Below are 14,331 nucleotides of genomic sequence, written 5' to 3' on the forward strand. Positions count from 1 at the left end.
CTCACTCCCACTATTGTTTTTGACCGGAATATAACAATTGGTTGGCTTCACTTACCTCCAGTTCACCGGAAGCCAGCTTACTCAGAATACCGTCAAGTTCTGTCTCTGTTTCCTTCTCATTGGTCAGCGGTTGAACATCATTAGCAGCCTGACTTCTCTTGTCTTCCATTCTGCTATGAATATAATGAGACATTTCGGTGATCGACGGGTAGGTGAATAGATCAGAGATATCAATCAATGATGGAAATACTTGACTGATTTCTTTAACTAAATATATCGCTGATATAGAATCCCCCCCCAGATCATAGAATTTATCGGCAACATTGATTTCTTCCAGACCGAGTACCTTGACCCATGCCTTCACAACGGCATCTTCAATTCTGCTATAATCCTTGAACTCCATTCCAGCCGGAGACCCTGCGGCCTGTCTCGGAGTCTTAGGCAGGAATTTTTCAATTATTGCAGTTATTTCCGGCGATATGCTAAATGCAATCTGATCCTTGTGCAGCCCTAAGACCTTATGATCCAGTTCGCCAATAATGACATTTGAAATATCTTTGTTCAGAACCGCATCCAGGGCATCAATCGCCTCTTGCGTACCGATATTTTTGAATCCCTGCTCGTTCTGCTCTTCCTGGGCCCTTCCCATTTTTCCAATCTTATCCTTGTAATCAACCAGCATCCCAATGTCTTTCCAGCCGCACCAATTGATCGTAAGTGTTTTGTGTCCGGGCTTAGATAGTTTCCTATATTCAGAATACGAATCGAGGTATGCATTAGCTGCCGTGTAATCGGCCTGTCCCATGCTTCCGTTCAATGAATTGATGGATGAGAACATCACCATAAAGTCCAGTCTGTCCTCAGCAGTCAGTTTATCCAAGATCCAAGTCCCTTGAATTTTGGGTCTGGTCACACGGCCAAAAACTTCCTTCTCTTTATTAAATATAAATCCCTCTCCGGCAACACCGGCACAGTGTATGATGCCGTTAATCCTCCCATACCGTTGCCTTACTTGCACCAGCACACTCTGCATATCCGTTATATCTGCTACATCCACTTTATAGAAGGCTATATTTGAACCGTTCGCTTTAATTTGATTCAGAACCATTGTCTTATATTGATTCTTCTCCCTCGAATCTTCCCGGTCTGACAAGCCGGAACGGCCAATTAAGATCAGATTCACCTTTTCTAATGAAGTGAGGTACTTGGCCACCTCCAGCCCCAATCCGCCCAGCCCCCCGGTAATCATATAGACACCGTCTCTTTTAATCTCCACTTCCTGATCCGGCAGTGCCGGGAGATGAACGGCTTGCAGCTCCTGCACATAAGGAACTCCGGCTCTATAACCTACAAGCTCCACTTGTTTGTTAGCTTTGATCTCACAGATGCAATCGGCGGAACTGGTCCCTTTATCAATATCTATACATCTTACATTCAACTTTGCAGATTCTTTTCCCAGTACTTTCCCCAGACCCAGTAAGGCAGCCTGATGCGGGTGAACCACTGTCTCTGAACCGTTGATCCGATAGGCGCGGTCTGTAAATAATAGAAGCTCTACCGGATAGTTTGTATATTTCACTATAGATTTGGATAAATGAAACAAACTATCCAGCCCAAGCTTAAGATTAGACTCAAGATTCTGAAGATCATCGTCTGAGGCCTGGTCATGGATCGCCATCAGATGAGCAATTTGACTCATTCTTTGCGATTTAATCGCATCAAGTAGCTTATCGTAATCCTCTTGCTGCCCGCCTATGCTATATTTTTGCGCATCCAGTTCAGAGAAGCCCTGTCCGGGCACAGCTTCGATTACCCTCCGCCCCTCCCGGCGCAAAGACTCTATAATCTCACCTGCCAATTGATTCTGATTATGAAACAACAGGATACCCTCACCGTTCTTATCGCGGCTGAGCAGTTTGTACTCCTTCTTCTGTACCCAATTGAGCTTATGATAGAGATGCTCTTTTTCCATTGGTATCTCAATCGTTTTAGAGCTGTGAACCTTTTTAACGATATAGCTGGTGATCTCCCCAAACACCTCTCCGTCTTCATTCAGAAGCAGCAGATCAAATTTCCCGGTTTCATTATTCTCCGTTTTTTGCCTTGTGATATAGCTGTAGAATTTTTGGGGTGTAGGTCCAAAGATTCTAAATTCTTTGTAATAGTAAGGAAGGTAAGTATCTTCATTTATCGTAAAAGTACCTGCATTTACTGCACAATCCATCATGGCAGGATGCAAATAGTAATGCTCCAAATCCTTCTCATATTCTGCTTGGATCTCCAGTTCGCACAATATTCCTTCCGGATTTCTATAGATGGCATTGGTGCATTTCCAGCGTCCGCCCACATGGATGATGCTTTCTGGACGGTTGACATCCTCCACATATTCAACAGAAGTATAATTTGACTCCTCAATCACCGGCCAGCCTTGGTTACGGCGGACAGCATACACTGAATCATAACTTTGTTTGAGAAGCCCGATGTTATAAGATGTCCGCGGCTGCCTTGCTCCGCTGCTAATCCAGGCCTCAGCATGTTTCGTCCACTCTTCTGTCGAAGCCCCCTTACTGATGACTGTGAATTTCAAAGTGTCACCTTCAATATTAACAATAGTATGAATCTCCCTGACCTCATCCTTCCCCACCTTCAAGAGTTGCAAGAAACTTACGTCTCTCAGAATAATCTCGCAGCCATCGCCGAAATGTCTTATTCCAATTTCCCGAGCCATATCCAAATATGTCGTACCCGGAATGACATAAGCATTGCCGACTTGATGCTCATTGAGAACCCACAAGTTCTGAACCTTCAAATAGGAAATATAGACTTGCAAATTAAATGACTGAACAGCTAATTCCTGCAGCAGAGGGTGAATAGTTCCTGCAGCCGCTTCCGCTCTGCACGGCTTCTCCAGCTCTACCCACAATCTTTTCGGTTCAAAGGCGTACGTAGGCAAACTTACCTTTCTGCAATCAAGCTCACGGTAGAGCTCCTCAAAGTCTATATCTGCACCATTGCAATACGCCTGGCACAACACGCGCAAATCTTCTGTAGAGCTATGGAACAATCCCGCTATGCCCCCGTTGCCAGCCGTACGTTTCCCTGAAAGCTTTACTTTCCGGTCCAACCTCCGATAATATATATCTTCATCTCTGCAGGTTTCTGCTCCGCTGCCAGCCAGCAGCTTAAGCTTACGGATCAGTTCTTCGGCAGACGAGATTATCATTGCGATTCTGCATTGATTAGCAAGTCTTCCGGTATTGACGGTGTAACAAAGGTCACTGATCCTTAAATCTTGTCCTCTATCGAGAAAATCAATATAACTCAAGATCAGTCTCTCCAGCGATGCCTCAGACTGGGCAGAAATAGTAAACACATGATTTCCCGCCGCCGTTTCTTTGCCCGCATCCAACTCGGGGGGGCCCTCAAGAACGACATGGGCATTTGTACCACTGAGTGCGAAGCTGCTGATTCCGCATCTATACACTCCGCCATAGCCTTTCCAGTCGCTAATCCGGTCATTTACGTACACCGGTGAGCTGCTGAATTGGATATTACGGTTGGGGAATTTGAAATGCAGGCTGGGCGGTATTTTTTTATACTGTATCGCCATAACCGCCTTCATCAATCCAGCCAATCCAGCCAGACTGTCCAGATGACCGATATTAGTTTTCAAGGAGCCGATAGCGCAGAACTGCTTACGGTCTGTGAAACGGCTGAAGGCCCGCTGTATAGCATGAACCTCGATAGGATCTCCCAGTTTAGTGCCTGTTCCATGCGCTTCCCAATATGTAATCGTCCGGGGATCCACATGCGCCTGTCTCCAGGCTTCTACAATCACATTTTCCTGTGCAGTCATATTCGGTGCTGTAATTCCCACAGAACTGCCGTCTTGATTGACGGCACTCCCTTTAATCACTGCATAAATATGATCCCGGTCCCGGATTGCCTTGTGCAGCGGTTTAATCAGAATTGAAGCAACACCTTCCCCGCTGTTAGTCCCATCAGCCTGGTCATCAAAAGTCCTGATCTTTGAGTCCGACGAGCTGATCCCAATGCCCATTTTGTTCTCCTCTTCCGTTTTAGGGAAGATCTTAATATTCACCCCGCCGACCAACGCAGCTTCACATTCATTATTCTTAATAGCTTGGCAAGCTACATGCAGTGCAACCAGAGAGGAAGAACAAGCGGTATCTATTATCATAGATGGACCTTGGAGATCCAGGATATATGCTAATCTGCTGGCTATGAAAGATTTGATGTTCCCTGCAGTTGACAAACCGATCAGTGATGGGTCTCCTTGCTCTATTAACTTGAAATATTCATTGCTGCCATCACTGCTTAGGCCCACATAAATTCCTGTCTTGGTTCCACTTAGTTGTCCGCCACTGTAACCGGCGTCTTCCAAAGTACTCCAGGCTGATTCCAGAAACAGTCTCTGCCTGGGGTCCATCAGCTTAGCTTCATTGGGAAGTATTCCAAAAAAACTGCAGTCAAACCTGTCGATTTCCTCCATGTACGCAATTTTTGTATAATTAATATTTTCGTGCTGAGACTTCTCCCCACTGAATTCCAGGTACCGGTCAGCATCTGCCTTCCTGCTCAGCGGAAGCTCTCTGATACACTCTTTCCCATTCAGGAGCACATCCCAAAAGGATTTTAAATTATGAGCCTCTCCAAATCTGCCGGACATGCCAATAATCGCAATGTCATTCTCAGCTCTCTCTCTCTCCTCAGTTTCAGGGCCGCTGGCTGTGAAAGCTGAAGCTTTCAAATCCTTTAAGCTAATAAAACCATCTCTCATTTTCTCACCTCGTTATATGCGGAATTGTGACCTGCCGGGTTGTCTGTGTTATACACTGAAATTTTCAAAGTATTGTTGGGTGTTCGTCTCCTGAAACAACTGGTTAAACCTTTCGCTTCTCTCTTTCATCGGAGTTTTCTTCGTTTGGAAGACAGATCTCAGCATATCTACTGCCTGATACATTTGTTCTACTGTAGGTTGTTTCCCCGTTTCCTCCAGTTCAGCCTGAAGCTTCGAAATCCGTTCATATGGCTCAATAACGCCATGGAAATATTCATCGTTATCCCAATTATTATTTTTGGTCGCCACAGAAATTCCAAGGCTGCGGGAGATTAGAGAGAATGTCCTTGATGTATTATGGTCTCCTTTCGCTGCTGGAACGGGCCCCTTGTTTATTTCGCTAAGATCTTCCGGTTTGTCATAGCTGTAAGCAGTGATCCCCGTTGTGTTGTTTCTAATCAGATTTCTTAATGTGGCTTTGGGACCAAATTCAATGGCCGTCTCCACCCCGTTCTGTTCTAAATATTTCATTGTTGCATACCAGTTCACCGGATTCACGATCTGCTGTGTGAGAGTTCCTTTGATCTGTTGTTCATCCTTATACGGCAGCGCGGTCACATTGGATATCACCTGATACTTAGGCGGATTGAAATTATAATTGCCTAATTCATAGTTCAACTTTTTGGCCGCCGGTTCCATGATTGGAGAGTGGAACGCGGCACTGACATTAAGCTTAAAGATTTGCGCGCCTTGATCCTTTAGGATTTCAATAAGACATTCAACCGCTTGAGCCTCTCCTGAGACCACAATGTCTTTATTTCCGTTGTAATTGGAAATACATATCGTCATGCCGCGGGAAGAGAGTGTTCTGCATTCCCGCTCAATAACGCTTTCTTCCACCTCCCTGATTGCCGCCATAGCCCCTGTTCCAGATTCTGCAGCTTCTTTCATGTACAAGCCCCTGGCTCTGACCAGCTTGACGGCATCTGCAAATTCAATTGCTCCTGCGGCTGCCAGAGCTGTATATTCACCTAAGCTATGACCGGCTAAATAATAGGGCCGTTCATCAGCTTCCATCATATAGACCCGGTACTGGGCGATACTAAGTGCCAGTATGGCTGGCTGGGTATTCTCTGTCTGGGACAACTCACTTGAACTGCCTTCAAAAGAGAGCCTGCCCAGATCAAATCCCAAAACCTCACTTGCTTCAGCATAGGTTTTTTTAACAATATCAAAGGTATCGTAAAGGCTTTTGCCCATGCCCACGTACTGGGAACCCTGGCCTGAGAAGAGAATCGCTATTTTCGACATTATATTTTCTCCAATCTGTTTAAGATTTTTTTGATATGAGAAACTTTTCACATTCCAGCCTGTGCTTCATATTTCTACTCTGTCTGAAGAACACTTATCGCTTTCAGTAAGGACCTGCAGCAATTTCATATATTGATTGAACAGCTCGAACATCTTACTCTGTTTAAGCTTACTGCGGTTATAGCTGCCTACAATTTCAAGTTCACCAACTTTCTCAGTGACTTCAAGCATCAAGTCTGTCCGTCCATGGTCCATAGGCGGATTACTGGCAATCCCCCATGCGAATAATGGGACGAACCTGTTGTCCGTTCCGGTTCCAGACGGCTCTTGTCCACTCTCTGCAGCAGCCCCGATGTCCTCCCGCAGGTGTATATGCTGATTCTTCACCAGGTTTACAATCTCATGAAAATTATCTATTCCGGTGATATCTATCTCAATCCAGCCGTGTACCCCCTCAGCCGGATCAGAGAACTTTACAGCAAGCCGTTCTCTTTGGCAGATGTCGGATAAGAGGAACATATAGCCGGCCAGCAGAAGATCAATGAATTCGTACTGGTTCCCGGTACATACCTTCACCCATTCGGTATATGCCTCTCCTCCAATGCTGAATCTCGGAAACGGACCATCATCAGGGTCAGTCTCATCAGCTAAATATTCTGCCGGCCATTCAATTGCCATGCCTTCCGCCTCAATAGCAGCAGCGGTCTCAGCAAAGGCAAACTGATGCTCAATGTATCCAGCCAGCTTGTTGATCGTCGGATAGGAGAACAGATCAGTAATTTGAATTTGATCCGGGAACAGCTTCTGCAGTTCGTTATACATAGCCACAATTTTTAGAGAATTACCGCCTAACTCGAAGAAATGATCATCAATGCCGACCTTCTCCATATTAAGAATGGAGGACCAAATATGCTGAATTTCTTTTTGAAGCTCTGTAACCGCTTCTTCATAGTCATCCCGCAAGGCTGGACGTACATGTTCAGGCTCAGGCAATGCTTTAAGATTAATTTTCCCATTCGCGGTCAACGGAATCTCATCAATCTGAATGTAAATCTGCGGCATCATATACTTAGGCAAAAGAGCCGATAAATACTCTGCCAGCTCTGATATGATCAGTCTCTCTGAGGCTACGAAATAGAGCACTAGATCCTGTGAACCAAATGCATTAGGATATCCGGTGACCACGCATTGCCCGACCTTTTCGTGACCGGCTGCCACACTTTCAATCTCCTCCAGTTCAATGCGGTAACCGCCAATTTTGACCTGATTATCCAATCTGCCGATCACATCCATATCCCCATTGGGCAGCCAGCATGCCATATCTCCTGTTCTATACATCTTGGTGCCTGGAATGAACGGATTGTCCACGAATTTGGCAGCCGTTAGTTCTTCATTGTGCAGGTATCCTCTCGCTACCCCGTCACCGGCTATGCATAGTTCACCCGCAACACCCCCCGGCAAGATGTGGCCAGCTTGATCCACAATGTAAAACCGGGTATTCGCTATCGGTTTTCCGACATTGACCGTAGCCTCATGAGTTAATTCTTTTACTGCGGACCAAATTGTAGTTTCAGTAGGCCCATACATATTGTAGATTCTGGCATTCGTTAATTCTTTCAGCCGGATCAGCAAATCCTTAGGAAATGATTCTCCGCCAATCATCAGCAGCTTCAACTTCCGGAAGCTTTCCGCTGTATTACTGCAGCTTAGCATCAGCCTCAGCCTCGATGGAGTTAATTGAATGGTATTGACGTCTGAATCCAAAATAAGCTGATTGAGCCGGTAAGGATCCTTCTGCTCATCTTCACTGGCAATAACCACCTTTAGCCCTCGTGTTAGAGGCAATAGGGTCTCTAAGCCGAAAATATCAAAGGAGCATGTTGTTACCGAGAGAATGGATGTATCTTCTGTAAAGCTTATTCGATCATAAATACCTTCAATGAAGTTGTGAAGCGCCCTATGTTCTATTGCAACCCCCTTTGGTCTGCCGGTAGAACCTGAAGTATAGAGTACATATGCCAAATCCTCGGAGTTATACATCCCCTGAAGATTGGAATCATCCTCGTCCTGTATCTGCCTTGAGTCAATATCGAGAATGGTGACCGCTTCATTGAAGCCCAAGGAATCGGCCAGACCTCTCTCCGTCAGCAACAGACCAGCCTGGCTGTCCTGAAGCATATAGGTAATTCTATCTACCGGATAGTCAGTATCCAGAGGCAAATATCCTCCTCCTGCTTTTAATATTCCGAGTATGCCAATCAGCAGATTACATGATCTTTTCACCATAATTGGGACAATGACATTGTTCTTAATATTATTCTTCTGTAAGATCCTTGCCAGTTGATTCGCTCTCTGATTCAGCTCACTGTACGTCATACATGTGTCATGGAATTCCAATGCAATAGCATCTGGTGTCCGTGTGGCTTGCTCTTCAAATAACTGGGTGATGGTCTTCTCTTGGGCATAAGCTGTCGTGGTGTTATTAAGCTCATGCAACAACTTATTTCTTTCGCAGCCATTCACCATATCAATATGCTCAACCAGTTGCTCCGGATCAGACGCCGCACAGCTTAGTACATAGATCAGATTGTCCATTAGGGCATTTATAACATCCCTGCTGTACGTATAAGCATTATAGGTAATCTTAATCTGCAGCGTATGGCCGGGAGCAATCAGAATCTCCAAATCGTAATTCGTTTGCTCAAATCCCGCTGCTCCGGTTATTTCCACCTCTTGTCCCTCAGACTTCTGAATTTCATTCAGACTTTGGTCGATAGGATAATTCTCATAGACCACTACATGATTAATCAGATTATTCCTCTTAGAGCATAGAGTCTGAATTTCTGCTAACTGGCAATAGCTGAAGGCATTGGCATGAATGAAATCCATGTTCAGCTTCTTGGCCAGAGCAATAAAGGATGACTGGCTTCCCCCAGTGACCCGAACCGGTACGGTATTGATACATAAGCCGACTATCTGTTCTATCCCTTTAACGTCACCAGGTCTGCCCGATACGACAGAACCGAATACCATATCATTGGTATTACTGTATTTTTGCAGGACTACTCCCCACGCAGTTTGGACAATTGAACTTAACGTTATAGCGTTGTTATCAGCAAGACGTTTCAGTTTGGCCGTTGTTACCGCGTCTAATGAGCTTCGTTCCTGCTGATGCCTGAAGCCCTTGTCCTGATGCTGCAGTTCAGGTATCGCCGTTACCGGCTCATATGCCGCTAAATAGGATTGCCAGTATTCCAATGCCACCTCTTTGTCCTGACGATCAAGCCAATTCAAGTAATCGCTGTAAGGAACAGCCTTCTCTTGAATCCGTTCAACCTTTTGAATTTGCGCTTTATACCGGGCTATCACCTCCTGCAATATAATAGCTGTGCTCCAGCCGTCCATAATGATGTGATGGAAACTGTACAGGAGTCTGAACTCATTTACATTTGTCTTAAGAACAGCAACCCGGAGAAGGGCGTCTTGTTCAAGGTCAAAAGGTTTACTTCTATCCTCCATTACAAGCTGTTCGATATAGCGGCTCTGCTCTGGTACGCTCCAGTCAGTAATATCCTCATAGCCGACGTGCAACACTCTCTTTTTGAGCACCGCTTGTTTGAATCTCTTAATATCCCGGTAGAAAAAAGCAGTTCTCAGAATTTCATATTTACCGATCATTTCATTTAGGATAACCTCCAGAATTTCGACACTCAGATTTCCTTCAATGTTCAACTCACTTTGTTCCAAATAAGTGCTGGAGCCTGCATCCACGATGGAGCTGTACATCATCCCCTCTTGCATAGGTGATAAGGAATGAATCTTCTCAATTTCTTGTCCGCATGAAAGTATTGTTTGAAGGTCTTCTAAGCTTAAATCCGGATCTCCATAGTCCCAAGGTGTTCTCCGGGCAGTCTCCTGATTCAGGCAATGGTCTATCACTCTCAGCAGGCTGGTGCGGTAAGCTGCCGCCAAGTGCGCCATAGTATCATGCTTATATTCCTTAGTGCTGTAGCTGAAGAACAGCTTTAACTGCCCATCCATTATCCGCCCGTTAATACTAATACCAGTATGCTTATGGTTAACACTTGAAATACTGTCACCGCTGGACAGGTTCGAGAATTCCAGCAGTCCGCTTCCGCCTTCTATTCCAAACTCGCCAAGATAGTTGAAACTTACTTCAGGCTCATGAATATGAAGTTCCTTACCGTCATCCGCCAAGTATCTCCAAATTCCATATCCGATGCCTTTATTCGGAATATGTCTCAACATCTCCTTAGTGCTTATGAGGGACAACGCAATATCATCACTGCTGGTCATATCTAGAACAATTGGATACATTGTAGTAAACCATCCAATGGTCCGGTCTATGGATACCTCTTGAAAGATATCTTCTCTACCGTGCCCTTCAAGGCTTACCAGCACTTTATCCATTCCTCTCCACTCCTTGAAAGCAAGCCCCAGTGAGCATAATAGAACGTCATTAATATTCGTGTTATACGCTGTATTAGTATTTCTTACAAGACTGGCCGTTTGTTTCTTAGAGAAGTTAAGGATGATTTCCATCCGTTCGCCAAATTCACTATGCTCTTCACCGAAATCCTTGGGTAATGTACTTACCTTCGCATTGGAAATTATTTTCCAATATCCAGCCTCTCTCTGTATTTCTCTGCCTTTGGCATATTCATTTAACTTTTGCGCCCATGATTTGTAGGAAGCAGTCTTGAGAGGAAGTCTTGGAGCATTTCCGGCAGCAAGCTCACGGTATGCTGATTCCAGATCCGATATCAGAATTCTCCAAGATACTCCGTCAATTACAAGATGATGAACAGCTACAAGGAGATGGTCTCCCCGGTCTGTTTGGAACAAGCCCAGTTTAATCAAGAGTCCTTCTTCCAGGTTAAGCCCCTTTTGCAATTCATCAGATAGTGCCGGAATAACGATTTGCTCATCTTGATCCTTCAGATCATATACATCCAGGGTAAAAGCATGATCAGCAACTTTCTCACTTCGATTCCATTGCCTCATCCCCTCATGAGTTCTCTGGTACATCATTCTTAGGGCATCATGGTGGACCAGAAGAGCCACAAATGCCTTTCTCACAATCTCTTGGTCAAATCCTTCTTTTCTGTAGAGCATAAATGCTTGATTATAATGGTTTTCCTGTGGGAGCTCCCTTTCCAGGAACCACTTTTGAATGGGCAGGAATGGTACGTTACCTTCAACCGCTTCTTGAGATATCTGAACACCCTCAAATTTAACATGAGCGGCAAGTTCTTTAATACTGGGATACTGCATCAAGTCCTTCACTTCGAGCCTCAGATGATGCTCCCTTAACGCTGAGACAATGAGGATGGATTTTATAGAGTCCCCCCCTATTTCATAATAGTTATAATTGGTCCCTATAGGCTCCATACGCAGTACTCTTTGCCATACATCTACAAGAATTTCCTCCAGTTCATTCTCCGGCGCTGCATAATAATCTGATTGGAATTCATTGAAATCCATTACTGGCAAGGATTTCATATCAACCTTTCCATTTGAACTCAACGGCAGAGTAGAGATCTGAACAATAAAGCCGGGAACCATATAACCCGGAAGCTCCTTTGCCAGCATTCCTTTGACTTCCGATGCAATGATCTCTTCATTGGATACTACATAAGCACATAAATAGTTATGGCCCTGCTGATCTGTTCTAGCTACCACAACAGCTTCTGCGATATCTGGTATTTGTAACAGCCTGTTCTCGATCTCCCCGGTTTCAATCCGGTAGCCTCTTACTTTGACTTGATTATCCATTCTCCCCAGGTACTCTACCGTACCGTCAGGAAGCCATCTCGCCATATCGCCAGTCTTGTATAATTTGCGGCCTGCCTTAAAAGGATGATCTACAAATTTCCGGGCGGTCAATGCTTCTTGCTGCCAATACCCCCGTGCCACCCCGGCGCCGCCAATACATAATTCTCCGGCGATGCCGATCGGCTGCAGCTGCATCTTATTCCCCACAATATACAATTCAGTATTGTTTGCAGGGATACCGATAGAAACCGAGTTCCCTTGATCCCGCGTAACATCGTATTTATAAATCATGCAGCCCACTGTCGCCTCTGTAGGTCCGTATTCATTATAGATTTCAATATGTCCACCGAATGCGTGGTGTATCTTCTCCGCAACCTTCACCTTAAGATCTTCACCACCCACAATCAGTGCCCTGATGTTCGATTGGGATAAGTCCATATCCTCCAGTAATCTTAAATGTGTGGGGGTCAACTTAATAATGTTAACCCTATTCTCTTCAGCTATAGTTCTGGTAAGCAGAGCTTTATCTTCCCCCTCATAAATGACGATGGAATTGCCGGATATAAGCGGTGTATAAATTGAAGTCACTGTTAAATCAAATGAGATCGAAGAATACAGCGGAAATACAGTTTCTTTATCTCCGGCATACTGTTTATCCGCCCAATAAATATAATTCACTAAATTTCTGTGCTCTACCATTACTCCCTTAGGTGTGCCTGTTGTACCGGAAGTATATATCACATAAGCTAAATTTTCAGGAGAGCAAGCCCTTGCCGGATTATCAGTTTCTCTTCCGTACAACCACTTATCCTCCAGATACAGATATTGCCCGCTATATGATAAATCTCTGTCGGTATGATGCTGCAACAAAAGAACGGTTGCTTGGCTGTCTGTTAACATATAATTGATTCTCTCTGCCGGGTATTCCGGATCAATCGGCAGATAAGCTGCTCCGGCCTTCAGAGTAGCAAGAATTGCAATAATCAGTTCCACAGAGCGGTCAGCCATGATTCCGACAATAGCTTCTGAGGCCACCCCTTTATCTTTTAATACGCTGGCCAGGCTATTGGCCTGTTCGTTCAACTCTTTGTAGGTTACCGCCTGGCTGCCACATACAACTGCCACCTGAGCCGGGGTCCGGTTCACCTGCTCCTCGAACAATTCGTGGATGGTTCTATTCATCGGATAATCCGAAGGTGATCCATTGAACACGTCCAACAGCAGGTCCTTCTCTTGATGACTTAGCATGTCCAGGCCGTCAAGCTCTTGATCCGGCTTAGAAACGGCTTCGGCCAATAGACAGATATAATGGTCTGCCATCCGCTGTACTGTAGTTTGGTTGAATAATCTGCTGCAATATTCCAAGCTGAAGCTAAGATTTCCGCCCAGTTCCTGCGCTGTCAAGGTTAGATCGAATTTCGCCACTTCGGCCATCGGTTCAATCAGGCTGATCTTGGCCTGAGCGTTATCTGCATTTAACCCGTGATCCAGATTTTCCAGCACAAACATAACGTCAAACAGCGGGTTTCTGCTGGTATCGCTTTTGAGATTCAACTTTTTAACTATCTTTTCAAATTGATAAGCCGTATGCTCCAAGTCTGCCAGGGTATACTGTTTGATTTCCTCCAGGAACTCCCGGAACGTTCTGTCTCCTGCCGGGTAATTTCTCAGTGCTACCGTATTTACGAACATGCCCATCATTTCCTGGAGTTCACTGTGTGATCTTCCTGACTCCACTGTCCCTACAATGATGTCTTCCTGCCCGGTATATTTCCATAACAGCACATTGTACACGGCAAGCAGCACCATGTAGAGCGTGGTCCCCGTGTCCCGGGCCACCTGCAGTAGCGCAGCAGTTAACTCCGCTCCTGCCTCGAAGTGTATCCGGCTTCCCTCGAATTGCTTCACCCGGGGTCTTTCCTTATCTGTTCGCAGATTCAGTAGCGGCAGCTCTCCGGATAACCGTTCCAGCCAATAGCGCTCATCTCTGCTCAGAGCCTCTTGCCCGTTCATACGGTTCTGCCACTCCGAATAATCCTTATATTGAAATGGCGGAGACTCAAGCAGCTTCCCTTCATACAGCGCCTTGAACTCCCGGACAAATATTCCAATAGAGGTGCCATCCAGGACAATGTGATGAACATCCAGGATCAGAATGGACTTCGCTTCTCCGCATTGGAGCAGCCGGGCTCTTAATAATGGTGCCTGACTCAGGTCGAACGGCGACACAGCACTGCAGATAGCAGCTTCTGCGTCTGCCTCAGACACTCCCCTGCTGGTGAAGTCCAGCTTCCAGCTGTCATTGATATACTGGACCACTTCTCCGTACACTACCCCGAAATGGGTGCGCAGCACTTCATGCCGCTGCACGATTTCCTTCAAGACTCCTTCAGTCCGTACCGCATCCAGCGCCTCTTCAAACT

At 45.4% G+C, this 14,331-nt stretch carries 3 protein-coding genes; all 3 read right to left on the reverse strand.

The annotated features are described in order from the left end of the window. Positions 1-10: 10 nt before the first annotated feature. Positions 11-4,801 (reverse strand): type I polyketide synthase, encoded by a 4,791-nt coding sequence (locus C162_RS28685; protein ID WP_036700423.1) that lies wholly within the window; start codon positions 4,799-4,801, stop codon positions 11-13. 48 nt (positions 4,802-4,849) lie between these two features. Beyond that, positions 4,850-6,112 carry an ACP S-malonyltransferase gene (gene fabD / locus C162_RS28690; protein WP_036700425.1) on the reverse strand — a complete coding sequence of 421 codons (1,263 nt, stop codon included), beginning with the start codon at positions 6,110-6,112 and terminating at the stop codon, positions 4,850-4,852. A gap of 66 nt (positions 6,113-6,178) precedes the next feature. After that, a complete protein-coding gene (locus C162_RS28695; protein ID WP_268748824.1) occupies positions 6,179-14,317 on the reverse strand; it encodes a non-ribosomal peptide synthetase in 8,139 nt (2,712 codons plus the stop codon). Between the last annotated feature and the right edge of the window lie 14 nt (positions 14,318-14,331).

The sequence above is a fragment of the Paenibacillus sp. FSL R7-269 genome (assembly GCF_000517865.1).
Lineage (GTDB): Bacteria > Bacillota > Bacilli > Paenibacillales > Paenibacillaceae > Paenibacillus_AQ.

Excerpts from the sequence above, each read along its gene's own strand:
- C162_RS28685 (WP_036700423.1), bottom strand. The coding sequence starts at position 4,801 with ATGAGAGATGGTTTTATTAGCTTAAAGGATTTGAAAGCTTCAGCTTTC.
- fabD (WP_036700425.1), bottom strand. The coding sequence starts at position 6,112 with ATGTCGAAAATAGCGATTCTCTTCTCAGGCCAGGGTTCCCAGTACGTG.